General features: G+C 39.3%; 17 protein-coding genes and 1 other RNA gene. 2 read left to right on the forward strand and 16 right to left on the reverse strand.

Going from position 1 to position 17190, the window contains the following annotated elements:
- Window positions 1–90 precede the first annotated feature (90 nt).
- The 12 genes from MHI18_RS04445 to MHI18_RS04500 form a co-directional block, all read right to left on the reverse strand.
- Window positions 91–1599 carry a carboxypeptidase M32 gene (locus MHI18_RS04445; protein ID WP_340846204.1) on the reverse strand — a complete coding sequence of 503 codons (1509 nt, stop codon included), beginning with the start codon at window positions 1597–1599 and terminating at the stop codon, window positions 91–93.
- Window positions 1600–1695: 96 nt separating this feature from the next.
- Window positions 1696–3609, reverse strand: coding sequence for an ATP-dependent DNA helicase (locus MHI18_RS04450; protein ID WP_340846205.1), 1914 nt, complete (start codon window positions 3607–3609; stop codon window positions 1696–1698).
- Between the two features lie 190 nt (window positions 3610–3799).
- Entirely contained in the window at window positions 3800–3979 is a 180-nt protein-coding gene (locus MHI18_RS04455; protein ID WP_340846206.1) for a hypothetical protein, read from the reverse strand.
- 317 nt (window positions 3980–4296) lie between these two features.
- A complete protein-coding gene (locus MHI18_RS04460) occupies window positions 4297–4497 on the reverse strand; it encodes a cold-shock protein (RefSeq protein ID WP_040376247.1) in 201 nt (66 codons plus the stop codon).
- Between the two features lie 201 nt (window positions 4498–4698).
- Window positions 4699–5838, reverse strand: a complete 1140-nt coding sequence (locus tag MHI18_RS04465; protein WP_340846207.1) for a THUMP domain-containing class I SAM-dependent RNA methyltransferase — start codon at window positions 5836–5838, stop codon at window positions 4699–4701.
- A 258-nt stretch (window positions 5839–6096) separates the two neighbouring features.
- Window positions 6097–6487: RNase P RNA component class B (rnpB, locus tag MHI18_RS04470), an RNA gene on the reverse strand.
- Window positions 6488–6568: 81 nt separating this feature from the next.
- The gene (gene gpsB / locus MHI18_RS04475) at window positions 6569–6877 is read right to left on the reverse strand and encodes a cell division regulator GpsB (RefSeq protein WP_340846208.1); all 309 of its coding nucleotides are present in this window, start codon (window positions 6875–6877) and stop codon (window positions 6569–6571) included.
- Window positions 6878–6967: 90 nt separating this feature from the next.
- Window positions 6968–7519 (reverse strand): DUF1273 domain-containing protein, encoded by a 552-nt coding sequence (locus MHI18_RS04480; protein WP_340846209.1) that lies wholly within the window; start codon window positions 7517–7519, stop codon window positions 6968–6970.
- Between the two features lie 59 nt (window positions 7520–7578).
- A complete protein-coding gene (locus MHI18_RS04485; RefSeq protein WP_340846210.1) occupies window positions 7579–8088 on the reverse strand; it encodes a CotD family spore coat protein in 510 nt (169 codons plus the stop codon).
- 187 nt (window positions 8089–8275) lie between these two features.
- Complete coding sequence (locus tag MHI18_RS04490) at window positions 8276–9544, reverse strand: ribonuclease H-like domain-containing protein (protein WP_340846211.1); 1269 nt, start codon at window positions 9542–9544, stop codon at window positions 8276–8278.
- A gap of 52 nt (window positions 9545–9596) precedes the next feature.
- Window positions 9597–11843 carry a DEAD/DEAH box helicase gene (locus MHI18_RS04495; RefSeq protein WP_340847569.1) on the reverse strand — a complete coding sequence of 749 codons (2247 nt, stop codon included), beginning with the start codon at window positions 11841–11843 and terminating at the stop codon, window positions 9597–9599.
- Window positions 11844–12388: 545 nt separating this feature from the next.
- Window positions 12389–13138 carry an alpha/beta fold hydrolase gene (locus MHI18_RS04500; RefSeq protein WP_340846212.1) on the reverse strand — a complete coding sequence of 250 codons (750 nt, stop codon included), beginning with the start codon at window positions 13136–13138 and terminating at the stop codon, window positions 12389–12391.
- 139 nt (window positions 13139–13277) lie between these two features.
- Between MHI18_RS04500 and MHI18_RS04505 the strand changes: the two genes are divergently transcribed.
- Complete coding sequence (locus MHI18_RS04505) at window positions 13278–13739, forward strand: Hsp20/alpha crystallin family protein (protein WP_340846213.1); 462 nt, start codon at window positions 13278–13280, stop codon at window positions 13737–13739.
- Between the two features lie 76 nt (window positions 13740–13815).
- On the opposite strand, the gene MHI18_RS04510 is transcribed toward MHI18_RS04505, so the two are convergent.
- The 4 genes from MHI18_RS04510 to MHI18_RS04525 form a co-directional block, all read right to left on the reverse strand.
- The gene (locus tag MHI18_RS04510; protein WP_340846214.1) at window positions 13816–14358 is read right to left on the reverse strand and encodes a YppG family protein; all 543 of its coding nucleotides are present in this window, start codon (window positions 14356–14358) and stop codon (window positions 13816–13818) included.
- A 78-nt stretch (window positions 14359–14436) separates the two neighbouring features.
- Complete coding sequence (locus MHI18_RS04515; protein ID WP_340846215.1) at window positions 14437–14814, reverse strand: YppE family protein; 378 nt, start codon at window positions 14812–14814, stop codon at window positions 14437–14439.
- A gap of 41 nt (window positions 14815–14855) precedes the next feature.
- On the reverse strand, window positions 14856–15137 hold the full coding sequence (locus MHI18_RS04520; RefSeq protein ID WP_340846216.1) for a hypothetical protein: 282 nt from the start codon (window positions 15135–15137) through the stop codon (window positions 14856–14858).
- Between the two features lie 330 nt (window positions 15138–15467).
- Window positions 15468–16475, reverse strand: a complete 1008-nt coding sequence (locus tag MHI18_RS04525; protein WP_340846217.1) for a DUF2515 family protein — start codon at window positions 16473–16475, stop codon at window positions 15468–15470.
- 94 nt (window positions 16476–16569) lie between these two features.
- Here MHI18_RS04525 and recU point away from each other — a divergent pair, with 94 nt between their 5' ends.
- Window positions 16570–17181, forward strand: coding sequence for a Holliday junction resolvase RecU (gene recU / locus MHI18_RS04530; protein WP_340846218.1), 612 nt, complete (start codon window positions 16570–16572; stop codon window positions 17179–17181).
- Window positions 17182–17190 lie beyond the last annotated feature (9 nt).

Consider the following 17190-nt stretch of genomic DNA (forward strand, 5'->3'; position numbering starts at 1 on the left):
GAAAAAAGTGCTTAAACTTTCCGTTTAAGCACTTTTTTGCATTCTGCTGTTGAATGAAAAAGCAGCAGGCACTTTGCCTGCTGCTCATTTTTAATCAAGCTGATAAATTCGACTGTATTTCTCTTCAAGGTAGCTGATCAGATAAGCCGCATTCAAACCTTCACCAGTTGTAGCTTGGAGAATTTCAAGCGGTTTTTTTGTGCTGCCGTATTGATGAATATGTGTATTAAGCCAAGTCCTAATCGGTGTAATATCACCTTTTTGTAAATATTCATCAAAGTTTGGCAGCTCTTCGTTCATCGTATGCTTAATCTGTGCTGCATACATATAGCCTAGTGCATAGGATGGGAAATACCCGAAGCTGCCATCAGCCCAGTGGATATCCTGTAAAATACCTTCTGTATCATTTCTCGGCGTAATGCCTAGGTATTCTTGATATTTCTTATTCCAAGCATCCGGGAGGTCTTTAACTTCTAACGTTCCACTGAACAATTCTTTTTCTAATTCATAGCGCACCATGATATGTAATGAATAGGTCAGTTCATCAGCATCCACCCGAATAAACGACGGTTTAGATTCATTAATCCCCCGGTAAAAGTCTTCTAATGATACATTAGCAAATTGTTCAGATGCATATTCTTTAAGCACTGGAAACTGTTTTTCCCAGAAATGAATATTACGACCGATAAAGTTTTCAAAAAACAGGGACTGTGATTCATGAATTCCCATCGATGTTCCTGTATCAAGTAATGTCCCGGTTAACTCCTCTGATATGTTTTGCTCATAAATGGCATGTCCACATTCGTGAATGCTGCCAAATACAGCCCCGCGAAAATCATTTTCATCATAACGGGTTGTGATTCGGACATCTCCTCGATTAATTCCGGTTGCAAATGGATGAACTGTTTCATCCAAACGCCCCGCCTCGAAATCATAACCAAGCTGCTGAAGGATATTCAGACTAAATGCTTCTTGGGCTTCTTTCGAGAAATGAGTATACAGGAATGATGTATCAGGCTTATGTTTACTCTGAGCAATTCTTTGTACTAACGGGACAATCCGTTCACGAAGCTCTCCAAACACTCTATCCAAAATCTCAACTGTCATGTCGGGTTCATATTTATCCAATAGAGTGTTATAAGGATGATCCGTATATCCCCAATAGTCAACAAATTTCCGCGTATACGAAACCATTTGTTCTAAGTATGGTTCATAAATCGAAAAATCGTTCTTTTCTCGAGCTTCCATCCAAGCACTTTCAGATTTGGATTGTAAGATTACAAATTCCTTATATTCATGTGCCGGGATTTTCTTGTTACGATCGTATTCTTCCTTACTCTTTTCAATCATGCTTTTGGTCGTCACAGACAATCCGTCGGTTGAGGAAAGCAAGGTTATGAACCTTCCCATTTCTTCGCTCGTTGATAGTTGAAATACCTCTGCCGCTAACATGCCGATTACTTCAGACCGTTGTGCGACTCCTTTAGCAGGTGCACCTGTCCGTAAATCCCAAAAAATAACCGCCAATGCTTCGTTATATGCGGCAATTTTTTTTACGTACTCTCGATAAGCTGTTTCTACGTTTATTTGTTCAGACATTTATTTCCCCCCTATGGTTTACTCTTGGATTTTACCATATTTTTTCAGATTTTAGATAGTTGATGAAAAGAAAAAAAACCGAGGAAATCCTCGGTTTTAGGGTGCAGTTGGTAAAACAGCTAATATTTTTGAAAGTGTATCTTCCGTTAACTGTTTATCTGTCAGGATATGAATCGAACCCGTATCATCACTTGTACGGATTAATCGGCCGATTCCTTGTCTTAATCTAAGCAGCATATACGGCAGATCTACCTGTTCAAATGGCTGATCAGCTGCTTGACGTTTTGCTTGGAAGACTGGATCATGCGGAGGGAACGGCAGTGAGAAGATGATTACATTTTTCAATGAGTCACCTGGTATATCAAGGCCTTCCCAAAGATGATAAGAAAGAAGCACAGATTCTTCGTTCGTTTGGAATTTTTTCACCAGTTCACTAATTTCTTCGTCTCCTTCGTAATAGAATGGAAACTCAGTATCCTTCGCATGCTTTTTAAACCAAAGCAGTTCTTCCTTTGATTGGAAAAGCACAAGTGTTCTGCCTCCATTATCACGAATACTATTCATGCTGTAATCTAATTTATCCATTTGGTTTCCTGATTCAAATACTGGTATGGAAAGATCCATAACCTCATCATACTCAAACGGAGATGCTACAGAAAAACTGCTGTAGTCTTTGATACCCAAGCTTTCAGCTAGATAGTCAAATGACTTATTATCAGAGAGTGTCGCAGAAGAGAAAATATAAGGCATTTTCTTTGAAAACACTTCTTCTCCAAGAATATCTTGAACAAGCCTTGGCATGATAACCAGCGTTTTAGTATCTTGATTTTCTTCAAACCAGGTTACAGCCTGGCGGTTCTTCAAGAATAACGATAATGAATAGCCAAGCTGTTCTAGATATTCTTCCGTAACCTTTAAGTCATAATCATTAATCGTATAAAGCTCTGCCTCAAAGACAAGATTCTCTTCAAGCTTTTCCACCTTCTGATGGAGTTTGCCTGCTAAAGAGATGATGTCATCAGATTCAGGAATTTCGTAACGATTTGATCCTTCGACTGGAATTGAGAGGACATCAAGCAAAGTAAAGAATTCCTCATTGATATCGATTAAGTCTTCAATGATGTAAAGTGTTTCCTCACGAACTTGATTAGCCATTAATAATTCAAGAACATTCGCAAGCGCGGTTTCACTCACTTTATATGTTAATGCTTTTTGTGCTGAAATTTCTAGTAGATGTCCTTCATCAAACACCACACAACTATGCTCCGGCAATAATGGAAGCTGTCCTTCGCGTTTGCGTTTTTCCTTTGTCCACACATGTTCCATAAAGAAATCATGTGAGCAGATAATCAAATCCGTTGACTTCCGATAATGGTCACGTGACAACGTTTGACCACAGCGGTGTCGTTTATCACAGGTAAAACAGTTCTGCAGCTGATCCCAGCCGACTTTTGACCAATCCTCGTCATTTAAGTATGCATATTCTTTTCGTTCCCCATAAGGGCTATAAGAGGCCATGGAGCCGTTTCCGTAAACGAATTTTGGTAATTCATCATATACACGGTCGATTCCTTCTGAATCTTCATTTGTAACGGCGGTCTCTAATTTTTTTAAACAAAGATACTGATCATGGTATTTCGCAAGTCTTACATCGATGTCAATTCCCAGCATTTCTTTGATCTTTTGAATGTCGCCTTCTTCTTTAACAAGCTGTTCAATCAATGTTTCATCCGCACAGGAAATAATAGCGGGCTTATTCGTATATCGAGCGTAGCACAGCGCGTAGAGCAAATAAACCAGGGTTTTCCCGGTACCAACACCTGCTTCAGCAAACATTACCTCTTTATCTTTAAATGCTTTTTCAAGCTGAAAAGCCATAAAAATTTGTTCATCACGGAGCTCAAAGCCTTTTTCTGGAAGAATGTCATAAAAAACATCCCCTATCCATTCTGAAAGCTTATCGTAAAAAGAATCATCCTTGGTAACTGGAAAAGGCAGCGTTTGAAGCATCGTTTTCTCCCCTTATCTATCGTCAAATAAACTATACCGTTTCAATGCAAAATTACATTATCCCCTATTTTATATGCAGAGTCAAGGGAGAGTTTCCAACAGCGGTGATTCATCATTCCATTTTACTTACAAATAAAAAAGCATAATGAAAGGGGCTGAAATGCCTTTTCATTACACTAACTCTTTACGTCTATTCCTGCCGATAAGAAGAAGTTCCTTGAAGATGGAAAGCAAGTGCATGATAGAAATTCTCTTCCGCCTCTTTCAACCCGCTGATACCCTTTTCATTATGGACATCTCCCCTTATACATTCGTAAGAAGAAGATAAAGCTTTCGTAATACGGTAAAATTCTTCGACCTTTGAATTCATAGACACGTCTCCTTTACACAACTAGGATATAAATCTAGTTTATGCTGAAACGCCGCTTCCTATACCTTGTTTAGGACAACTCAGAATATAATAATGAATCCTTGCAGGGTATAAATGTTTCGCTTTAGTTGAGGTTAAAATTATAGCCGGGGATATACTCTATTTCCTTACCTTCTCAGCTTTTATTCCCGTCTAAAAGAGGCTTAATCCCGTCTGGGCACTATTTTCCGCATTTAATCATTCTTTCCAAGCCTCTTTTGTCTGCAAAAAAAAGCAGGCTCTTCTGATGAAGAGTCTGCTTTTTTCTTTGCATATAATTAAGCTTTTTGAACGTTAGAAGCTTGTGGTCCGCGTTGTCCTTGTTCCACTTCAAAAGTCACGTCTTGACCTTCTTCAAGTGTTTTGAAACCTTCGCCTTGAATAGCTGAGAAATGTACGAATACATCGTCTCCGTTTTCGCGTTCGATAAAACCAAAGCCTTTTTCTGCGTTAAACCATTTTACTTTACCTTGTTCCATTTGTTATTTCCTCCTAGTGTGCTAACCACACATTCTATTACTATCCTTGCTCTTTTTGATGATGAGGTAAAAAGTTTAGAAAACTTGTTTTTCCTTACATCCGAACAAAAATAATTCTCCTATAGAATAGCAGAAATGGGCACTTTTTGCAATACATTCGCACGAAAAAATTGGGAGGTTTTTTACATTTATTCACTTTTTTCAGTCTTGGAATTTCTTCCGATTTCCCCAGTACTGATAATAGTCTGTGCGGATAAATCCATTAAAAAGTTTCCGTTTCTTAGTAGCTTGTTTTCCAAACAGTAATTCAAAGTCTGGATGAGATGTAATGATGTAAATAGACCAGGTATCTAGATTACCGAAAACACGGCCCATATCTTTATAAATTTGTTCTACCTCAAATTCTTCACCAATTCGTTCGCCATATGGAGGGTTACCAACAATAATTCCAAAGTCCTTTTTCGTTGTAAAGTCACTTACCTGCATCTGTTTGAATTGAATTAAATCTCCAAGGCCCGCCTCAAAACTGTTATTTTGAGCGATTTCCACAAGTTTATGATCGATGTCGTATCCTGAGATATCCAAGTACTGATCATAGTCAGCAAGATCCTCAGCTTCTAGTCGAGCTTGTTCCCAGACCTTCTTATCAAACCATCCCCATGTTTCACTTAGGAAGTCACGATTAAAGCCTGGAGCAATGTTTTGGCCAATCAGGGCAGCTTCGATTGGAATCGTCCCAGAACCACAGAATGGATCAACGAAGGGCTTATCTGGATGCCAGCTGGTCAACATAACCAATGCTGCGGCCAGCGTTTCTTTAAGCGGAGCTTCACCTTGTCCAGTTCTGTATCCTCGACGATGTAAGCCTGTACCGCTTGTATCAAGCGTAATGGTCGCGATATCCTTTAAAATCGATACTTCAATTTTAAATAACGGTCCCGTTTCTTCGAGCCAAGATACCCTTTTGTAATGTGTTTGCAAACGATCAACTATCGCTTTTTTAACGATTGCTTGACAGTCCGGAACACTAAATAAAGTCGATTTAACCGACTTGCCGCTTACCGGAAATTCTGCATCTACAGGCAAAAAGTCTTCCCAGTTTAATGCCTTTGTATTTTCAAATAAATGATCAAAGGTTTTTACTTTAAATTCTCCAACCTTAATCTTAATTCTGTCTGCTGTACGAAGCCATAAATTCGAGCGGGCAATCGCCGTCATATCACCTTTGTACATGATTTTACCATTTTCTACTTCACATTCGTATCCTAGTGCTCGTACTTCTTTTGCTACTATTGATTCAAGACCCATAGCTGAAGTTGCTATAATATCAAATTGTTTCATCGTTCCACCAGCTTTCCTTCAAACCATACTCCCTAATTTGCAGTAAGCACATTTTCTGCTCAGAGCAGGTTTTAATCTTATAATTCTATTCTCACACTTATCTTAGAACTGTGCTGTATCTACCAAATATGTATGACATCTATTATACCCTTTAATTCGACTGGGTATCTATTTCCTGCTAAAAAACAACTTATATACAAACAAAAACTCTCCTCGCTAAAGGAGAGCTGTGTTTTTAGTTGTTTTGATATGAAAACGTTCTGTAAGCCATGTTTTGTTCCTCAGTACTGCGAACGGTGAATAATCACCTCGTACTTCGGCGGTAATCATCTATCTACAGAGAGCTAAGCCTCTGTCCTTCTCCTCGTTGAATTCCAAGGAAGAAAGCGCCCCTACCTTAATTTGGGTTTCTCGCTCGTGGGGTTTACCTCGTTCCACCCTTTTCATTTCTGAAAAGGCTACGTCACTGTGGCACTTTTATAGGTATTCACACCATATCCGAAGACTTAGGTATTTTCCCTGCCGTCAACAGTTAAAACTGCTGCCCAAGCTTATTTTTTCACCAGGCACGAACACTACCGGCATCTCAGCCAGTGCGAGCATGGACTTTCCTCTACAATATAAAATACTGCAGCAATTACCCAAACGTTTTTCATAACATTAACTAGTATAATGCAGTTCGTGAAAAACATCAATGGTAAATGTTATTCACTTTTCAATAAAGACGTTCTCATTCGTACAGCTTACTTCCAAACACATGCTTTTCCAGATTAGACAGCCTTTTTAAAATATCAAAGTTTGTTGTACCTGGTGTTGCCGAAGGAGCTGCCTGGCTGCGGCGTGTTGATTCCTCTGCCAGTTTTTTTAATTTGGTGTTCTCTTGACGTAAATCTTCAATTTCTTGATAAAAGGCTTCATAATCTTTAATAACAAGATCTAAAAATTCATCTACATCTTCGGGCTTGTAACCCCTCATACCTGTTTTGAAATCTTTTTCTAATATGTCTTTTGCAGTCAATTTTATCTTATCAGGTTGCATAAGATTCACCTCAATACTTTCGCCATCGACTTTTTATTATTTTTTCAAATAAGCATACATTTGTCAACATTCTTCATTAACTATCGTAAATCATTCAGCCCAGTTTTGCTCTTCCCCTGCTTGTTGAAGGTCGTCGAAGGAAATCTTGAAGACTGGATAATCCCTGTGTTTCCCCTGTTTCTTCGCCTCATTTAAGGCGAATTTCGGGCTTCCTTCTCTCTCTTCATCATAAAGCAGAAGCATAGCATCACTTTTTTTTACAAGGTATTCATTTTTCATTTTCAACTGATGCGGACCTTCATAAGGCTTCTTGTAAATAGAATCAACAAAATCGGCTCGTCTGATAACAGATTCGTAATATTCTTTATTATCTTCTTTCCAGGACTCCTCCTGATTTAGGTAGGGTGTAATCACACCCACCTGTGGTCTGCCGCCGAATTCTTCACGAATCTCATAGGCTGTTTCAGCAGCCCATAGCTCTGTTCCCAACTGGCCGGTAATAATGACCCATTCCAGCCCTTCTTCCACAAAAGGAATCAAACGCTGCTTAATTGCTTTCTTTATATAAGTGACACCTTCATGGTCATTCTTAAAAATACCATACTCAAACGGTTTATATCCAGTTATATACATCACTTTCAATGGATTCACTCCTATGTACAGGAACAAGGGCATAGCAGCCCTTGTATGATTATTATAAGTTAAAAATGATGTGGTCTTGGCGGGCAGCAAGGCTTATGCATAGGCATAGGCGGCGGGCTGCTGCAGATTAAGTCTTGAGTGTAGCATTCGTTGACAACAGATTCAGAATGCGGGAAATAATGTTGATTTTGAATAATATGCTTGTTTACAGTTGTATTATGCGTTGGGTGAACATATGGTACAACTGTTTTACTCACATTTGTATTTACTGTATTTTGAGTTGGTGAAACTTGTGCTGGTGCTACGTTTGTAGGACCTTGATGAACTGGTCCCATGCCGTAACCTGGTTGAGCTCCATAGCCCATCCCATAACTCGGCTGTTGTCCATAACCCATTCCCATTCCCATTCCCATTCCTTGTGAAGGCATACCATAACCTCCTGTTTGCGCGCCCATTACTTGAGATGGTGCTGCAAAACCTGCACCTTGAGTACCCATTCCTTGATTCGGCGCTTTATAGCCTTGGCTTAAAGATTGTGTTTGCTGTTGATATACATTAATTTTTTCCATAATAGCGAATATCCCCTTCCAGCATATTTTTTATTTTACATTTACAGAATATGACAAGGAGGGCATTCATGTACTAGTCAATAAACCTATCTTTAAAATTAAACACAGATTGTCGTGTAAATTGTTGAAAGAAATGAAAGGTCATACCAAAGTTTATCAAGTCCTAATGGGGTCTCTGCCGATTATTCTATCTTAACTCATCATTATTTCCCCCGAGATGTTCCTTCACTTGTTTTTTCTTCAATCGGATAAGCCTTTTATGAAGGTCTATTACTGATGAGGATGAAATATCCATGGAGATGGGCAGCTCGGCAAACGCTTTTTCTACATACTCGCAGGCTTTTGAATAATTCTTGTACTGGTGCTCGAAAAGCTTCGCACATTCCAGTGCCGCTTCCCTACGGTGCTTACTGCTTCCTTTTTCGCTGACCTCCTGCCAAATTTCACATGCACCATCGAAATCTTTTTCACGCTTTTTTTGAAAAGCAATTGCGTGCATGGCTGCTAAACGGTCTTCTTCTGTTCCTTCTTGGATAACCTGTTCATATGCCGCTATTGACTGCTTCTTTTCACCAAGATAGCCTAACCAGCGGGCAACTTCAAGCGATTCTTCACCATATCCATCCGCTTGAAGAATTTGGCGGGATAAATGAATATACAGGGTAATTAAGGATAAAACATCTAACTCATTATGTTTAAGAACCCCAAAGAGAATCTCCGGGTCTTGTCGTTCAACAAAGTCAAAGTATATGATGGGAGCTAAGTACCCTGGAATATCATCTTGACGAGAGAACCCTAGAATTTCAGATTCAACATTTGCTAATTTCACTCTTTCCAATTTGTTTTTCCATAGCCTTCTTGAAGCATGATACAAATCAAAATGCCCGAATTCGGGTAATAGTGGTACATGATTCTTAATTAACGTGTGCTGCGTTTTAACCTGCGGCCAATCAAAGGCCTTCCCGTTATAAGTGACAAGTGTTTCATAATTAATTTGCTCTAAAAAACTATGATAAAACGGAACTTCACTGCCCGGCTGCGGAAGAATATGCTGCCTGACAATCACTTCTTCACCGCTGAAAAAGGCGTAACCCAATAAGAAAATAGACGTACCTGCACCAGTTCCTAGGCCTGTTGTTTCTGTATCGAAAAAAAACAGGTCTTCGCCGTGCAAACCTTTGGCAGACAAGGGGTGATCGAGATTGCTGTCATTCCACAATGAAACGATTGTCTGAAAATCTGTAAAGGAATAGTTTCCATGTACTGTATGGATCGGGTAACGGACTTCTCGAATTAAACAATATTGTTCATCGAGATAATAAGCCGTCGTATGATGCTCATTCCATTTTTCTATGAAAGGAATATCTGTCGTTTGCGGCAATTGTTTTACTTTTTGTACCGATGGTTTTTCTTCAATATTGAGATGACCCTTCATTCGGTTCAGCTTATTCTTCATCGACAAATCTATCTCACCTCTATATGTTCAAGGCTTGCGTTGATCAGTCCCATTAAAACTGATCAAGTACCTCAATACTTCTTCGTTTAGCGCTTATCCCTTCTATTTCCGTGCCAATACACGAAGGACACCCATCTTTACATATGCACTTTTTGATAAGGTTCTTTGCCGCTTCTTTTACTTGATCAAATCGGTTATACACATCTTCTGCGAGTCCAATTCCCCCGGGATAATGATCATAAAGAAAAATGGTAGGTTTTTGTGTATGTGTTGCTTTAATCTGTGCAACAACATGAATGTCATTACGATCACACATAACATGGACCGGTACCACATGCTGCAGAACATTAGAAATCCCAAGCAGCAGCTGCTCTAGAACTTTTTCTCCTAGAGTTTCATCGATTTCTTGTAACTCTAACCAAGCCGCACTCGTATGCAATTCCTCTTCCGGTAAGTAAATCGGGCCAGATCCTATATTTTCAAACGTAGACAACTTAATCTTTTTAAAAATGCTCGGTAAGATGTTAATTGAGACATCACCATAGTGTATAGATGATTTCTCTTTCTTTTTCGTTTTGTCTATCTCTAACACCTTAAGCTGTACAGCAAGATTCGCATCTGTGTAGTATTCTACGTCTACTTGCCTAACGAACGCTTTTTTATGATCCCAGTCAAGCTTTTCAACCTGATACTGGACCCCTTCGTGCAGGTAAATGGCTTCGTCATGTAATAGGGTCATGGCACTGAATCGATCCATTTCTCCTATAATCTTAACATTTGCGGTTTCGGATTGGTCAATAATCACAACGTTCTCCTGTGAAGCAGATCGTAAACTAATATTTCCTGCAGGAAAGGATTGGTTAGCCCAGTAAAAGGTATCACCGTTTTGATGGATGACTCTTTCTTCAACAAGGTATTCCAAGATATCTTTAACATCAAGTGGTCCAAATTCTTCATGTTCCTTTACCGGTAGTTCATACGCCGCACACTTTAAATGATCAACTAAAATAATTAAATTCTCCGGGTTAATTCTAGCTGATTCTGGAGAACGATCAAAAAAGTATTCTGGGTTTTGGACAATATATTGGTCAATAGGCGTTGACCCTGCCACCATAAGAATAAGTGCTTCCCCGTGCCTGCGGCCTGCACGGCCAGCTTGCTGCCATGTACTCGCTACACTTCCCGGATACCCAGTCATTACGCATACCTGAAGCTGTCCAATATCTACCCCTAATTCAAGTGCATTTGTACTGACGACACCTATAATCTCACCTTGCCTTAATCCGCGTTCAATCTCTCTCCGCTGCTTCGGAAGATACCCGCCGCGGTACCCTCTAATTGCTTTTGAACTGATTTGATTCTTAACCAGTTCTTGCAGGTGACTTAAGATAATTTCGACCCTAACCCTGCTCCTGGCAAAAACAATCGTCTGAATTTTATTTTTCAAAAATTCTTTAGCTAAATGATTCACTTCAACCGTTGCACTTTTCCTGATGTTTAATGGTTGATTCACAATAGGCGGATTATAAAAAACAAAGTGTTTTCTTCCACTAGGTGCTCCGTTATCATCAATCAAGCGCATAGGTGCCCCGGTTAACTGCTCCGCTAACTCTTTTGGATTTGCTATCGTTGCCGACGTACATATGAATTGAGGATTACTTCCGTAAAATTCACAAATTCGCCGCAGCCGGCGGATCACATTAGCTACGTGACTTCCAAAGACTCCACGATACGTATGGAGTTCATCTATTACGACATATTTAAGGTTTTCAAATAAACTAACCCATTTGGTGTGATGCGGGAGTATAGCAGAATGCAGCATATCTGGGTTGGTTATCACAATATGCCCCGCTTTTCTCACTACCTGACGGATAGAAGGCGAGGTATCACCGTCATACGTATAACTTTTTATATCCATTCCCATTTCTTCAATAATTTCATTTAACTCGCTTTTCTGATCTTGAGCGAGTGCTTTCGTTGGAAAGATATAGAGCGCTCGATTACTGTCATCTTCAGCTACTGATTGTAATACCGGTAGATTGTAACAAAGGGTTTTACCGGAAGCTGTAGGCGTCACAGCAACAATGTTCTCACCCTTTTGTAATGTTTCATAGGCTGTATATTGATGGCTGTACAGTTCACCAATCCCGCGTTTTTGAAGAGCCGCTTTAATTCGTTCATCTACACTAGAAGGCATAGGTTTGGTTTTAGGCTCTTTCGGTTCAATTTCGTGCCAATTAATGATATTCTCATTCTTCCGTAACTCTTGAATTAACTCCGCAAGTGATTTCTTACCTATCAAACCTCTTCACCTCTTTACATTTCGCTGATTGATATAATAAATCTATCTGACCCCACATTCAATTAGACGGCAGTCAGTTTAAGATGATTCTTTACCGTTTCAATGTTTCCCTCATTCTTCTATTCTATCGAATATGCGTTCTGTTAAAAAGGAAAATCTCTTTTCCTTTTTAGGGAAATTCCATTTTAACATACAAAAAAACAGGGCATCCTCGCTGTCCTGTTCAGACTGTAGACAAACTCGGGTGAAAATTGTCTACAGTCTTCTTTTTTAGTTTTTTAAATGGGGCCGTTGATTGCAGTGAAAAGCGCTTCGCTTTCCGGTGGGAGTCTTCGCCCTCCTCTCCAATTAACTAAAGTTAATCCCTAAAACAAATTCAGGAGGACAAAAGTAATCTAAAAAGCGGAAAAGTAAAGTCATGAGCTGCCACGATAAGCAGAAAACATTCATGAAAAGTGTTCAAAATACCAAAAGAGGTGCGGAATGAAACATTCCGCACCTCTTTTGTCTACTAACTGAACAGGACGTCTTCGTGTCCCTTTTTATTCAGTAAAAGCCAAAATGGCTTCTGCCAGTTTTTCTGTTTCTTCAAACATCCCCATATGACCACTTTCCTTCAGTACAACTTCTTTGATTGTTGGTCCATGAACAGAAAATGTTTTTTCGCTTGAGATGACTTTATCTTTCTCGCCAGCAACAAGTAAGACAGGGACCTTTGCCTGTTTTAACACGTCACTTCGATCTTTTCGACTGCGCATCGCGCCAAGTGCCCCGACTGCTCCTGAAGCACTGGTGTTAAGACCAATTTGAATGGCTCTTTCGATATCTGTGTTTTCTTTATCCGCAAAGAGTTTGGGCACTAAACCTTCTACGAAACTCTTTACACCATTTTCTTTTATACTTTGGACAGCCTGTAATCTTCCCTCTTTGCCTTTTTCATCATCCGGTAAGGCGGTAGAGTGTATAAGGGAAAATCCAGCTAATTTATCTGGGTAGGTATCCGCAAAGGTAAGCGTAATATATCCACCGAGTGAATGTCCGAATAAATAAAAATCAGTGAGACCGAGTTCTTCTGTTAATTGATGAACATCTTCGGCTAGATCTTCAATTTCATACTCTTTCCCATTTGGTTCTGTATCTCCATGACCGCGAAGATCAAGCGCAATGACCCTTCTTTTTGATTCAAGTAATGGGATTAAATCCTGCCAATAATCTTTACTGCCGCAAAACCCATGTAAAAATACTAAAGGTGTCCCTTGTCCACTGTCTATGTACGAAAGTTTACTTGTCATCCTTATCCCTCTTTCTATTCCCTTTATTTATCCTAATAATTCCCTATCTAATTTTTTTCAAACCAACGTATTCAAAGAGCACATATCATTGAAAGCGGTCATAGCCTATTTAGAAGACTTTGAAAGGAGCGACATAGTGATGCCGTCGTCTAATAATGAAAAAAAGGAACCCTATCGACATGAAGTCCTCAATGAATTTGTTTCAAAAATGGATCGACTATTTGCAGATAAACCTATAAAGGGAATGCTGCAATCTATGGATGACTTCTTCACTTCATCCAATTCCAGCCGCAGCTTTCCTGTTGAAATTGTTGAGACGGAGCATGAATACCAAATATCAGCCTCACTTCCAGGTGTAAAAAGACAGCATATCGGTATTGAAGTTCTTCCACAGGCGATTATGATAAAAGTGAAAGTCCCAGATAAAGCAAATAACCCTCTACGAAACAATGGTTTGCGAAGAACGATTGATAGGCTTTCCCGCACTATATCCTTATACAAGCCATTTGATGATAAAAAAATAAATGCTCAGCATCGTGATGGCATTCTTCAGTTAACTGTTCCAAAATTGAAAGGTAAAACCATTTCAATTAATGAATAACTCTAAAAAAAACTGGCGTCAAATCCGTCTGCTGCTTGTATTAAGCATGCCAAAACCGGATATGGCGTCAGTTTTTTTATTTCACAAATGTAAAGATGCTTCCCATTCCTTTCACCATGGAAGAAACCTGGTTGACCGTATTCATCATCTGACCAGCTGTGCTCATCATTTTATTAACATCCAATGAACCATCCTGTGTTTTAAATTGATTCATCACAGATGAAATGCCAGAAGGCTGACTCTTTTGCATAAACTGCTGCTGTGGGTAAGGATTGGCTGTATTCCCTTGTGGCTGCTGCTGAGGATTTATCGGCTGCAGCGGATTAGCAAAGGGATTAAATGATTTTTTCACAGGAGGTCTGTTCGTCGGCTGCATCGGCATACCTGGAGCTGGAAAACCCCCACCAGCTTGAGGTGGAAATGGCTGATAGGGAAGATAGGGAGGGTAATTTCCAGTATAATTATACCCGGCTTGTTGAGCAGGTTCTGCTGGCATATACGGCTCATTCATCTGAACATACTGGGGCGGCGGCATGTAACCATTCCAGTAAGGCGGTTGTTCCATATAGTAACCCGTATTTCTAGTATTAACGTTACAGTAGGATGTCCTATTATTCATATGTGCTCTCTCCTCACATGGCATTAGCTGATATACTATATGACTATGTCTTCGATTGTGTGAGAGCCTTTCTATTACCTACAGGTTCGTAAGCTTACGATCAATTTCATCACGAACATTATGCAGAATGTAACGAACTGATTGTACATGACTTTTAAAACGTTTATAGCTTGTCTTTGGAAAGAATGCCTGAACCGCTACGTCAGACAGATTATTTGCTGTTTGTTCGATTTGAAGAGGAAATAGATGTGTAAAGGATTCCATCCCCATCCATTCCTTCATACTATCTTTCCACTCACTGCAGGTAGTGTGAACTTCATCAGCGAACGGTTTGACTTCACTATAAAAATCCTTTTCCTTCCCTGCTGCCCGAACTTCTTCATATATAACATCCGCTTGCTCATTAAATTGAATGAGTTTTTGCGTCAGCTCTTTTGCGTAGTTTTTATTTATCATAATTCCTCCGAATACTCTTTTTCCTTTAGTATAAAACACTTTCAGGAAATTTCATATGAAGGCATACTTCTCTTTAGATCTTCTCGATTCATTAAAGGATTCATCGACACTTTTTCAGCAAAGTCCACTCCAGCATTCCATTTACCTTCCGCCTTCACGAAATCGGCTTCAACAGTTTGAACCAGATGTTCCTGCGTACTCCATAAACTTGTGCTTTGTTTGTGTACAGATGCAGCTACGCCTTTTTCAAGTTGATCAAGGCCGGCATTTATTTCATTAAGAAGATCTAAGATCTCCTTACTGGCAATCTTGCAGCTTCCCATTGCTTTCCCCTCCCTTTTCGTTATATATAGAATTCTGTCTTTTTTTCCATTGCCCTTTCTCGTTGACAAAACTAGAAGGATATCGTCAAAGAAAGTGAAAATGCTTCATTTTTCTATCTTTCGACAAGTTAAGAATGATTAAGAGCAGAATTGCAGAAACTACTAGCAGGAGGTGACACCTTTTGAAAAATAATAACAGTAAAGACCAAAACCTTAAAAAGCAAAAAAACCAAGAAAATAAAAAATCAGGAACCGGTAATCCAAAAACTTCTGGTCCCGATCGTCCATCCACATAAGGCGTTTTAGAAAGTCTAGACTGAGCCCTATGCTTCAGGGAAGTGCAGCTTTAATCGCTGCAAATACCTGAAGCTGTTTTTGTTTCTTCTGGTACCATTTTGTCAGGTTAATGGTTTCGTGAAATTCTGGTGGATCATACCATTTACTCTTTACTAATACAGATCGATTCCATTGGATCGACTCATCCATATAGTGGGTAACGACAGGATAAATGCTTCGTAAATACGGAGTTTCACTAAATAGAATAGGTGAAAACCGCTGATAATCATGTCTTGACCCTGTATGTTCTGTCTTTCTTGAAAAAGCAAGGAACTCCGAATGAAGTAAGTCCGAAAATAAAATAGCGTATAGTTTTTTCCCTAACTCGATCCTGTTATCCAGCGTTCTAAAATTCGCAACGGAAGACCCATACCATTCCCCGTACCTATTTGGGAATAACACCGTGCTAAAATGGAGCATGTCTTGAAAGAAGAAATGAAACGAATGAAAGACAGTGTTATAGGGCCCTTTTTTGATTACAGGAAGATCAATGATATGCTGTTCATTGACAATCATGGAATAAACCAACCTTTTCTCGTCATGAACCCGCCAGAAATAATCCCATTCTGCCTCTATAAAGGAAGATATATAAAAATACTTACATAAATGAAACAAAGGACGATTCCATTTCGTCGAATAATGAAAGAGAAGTAATTGCGGATAGGCATCTCGAAAAATTAACCAGTTTGCCTGTTCATAGGTCAAGAAAAGAAGCTTTCTATAGGATGGCGTCAACAAAATTCCATAGTTTTTACTTGCTAAATCACACATATTCCAACCAGCATTTCTCGATACCATACCAGCTAAATAGGACCAGTGAACCGTCGGGTGCATGGCAAAAAAGGCTTCATATGCTTTTGTTCTAGTAATATTGTCCTTATTTTGATTATCTGTTTGTTTCTGGATGCTCCTAAGGAGTAATTGTTCTTCTCTTGGCAGCTCCTTTGGAATCGTACTACTCGTCACTTTTGCTCCCTCATTTCTGAACCAACCATTTTGCATTATCTATTAGCGTTTTGTGAAAATAGACATTTTATTCACTATTACCATTCTTTTTTTGCTATCATAGATAGATGAAAAAAAAGGAGGGACAAAAATGGCTTTCCACTATCCCAACGGTCGTAAATTTACTCCGCGGAAATCAGACCAATCTGTCCGCCCGCAAATTAAAGCAGGCTTCAGTAACCGCGGAAAAACGCTCGAGGATGACTTGAATGAGACAAATTCTTTCTATCTCGCCCAAGGGATCGCTGTTGTTCACAAAAAACCTACGCCCATTCAAATAGTGGATGTTCATTATCCAAAACGAAGCGCTGCAGTCATTAAAGAAGCATACTTTAAACAAGCATCCACTACGGATTATAACGGCGTTTACAACGGACACCATCTTGATTTTGAAGCAAAAGAAACCCAAAATACAACATCATTCCCATTAAAGAATTTTCATGAACATCAAATCTTACATATGATGAACGTGACCAAACAAGGCGGCATCGCCTTTGTTATTATTCGCTTCGCTGTCACGGATGAAATATACCTAATGAATTATCCTGAAATTCACTTTTTTTGGAAAAGGATGCAAGATGGTGGAAGAAAGTCAATTACAAAGGAAGAAGTAGAAACTGAAGCAAAAAGGATACCGCTTGGCTTTCAACCGAGAATTGACTATATTAAAGTAATAGATTCTATTATTAGAAATAGAAGCTGATTTGTTTAT

This window comes from Peribacillus sp. FSL H8-0477, assembly GCF_038002765.1.
Taxonomy (GTDB): domain Bacteria; phylum Bacillota; class Bacilli; order Bacillales; family DSM-1321; genus Peribacillus.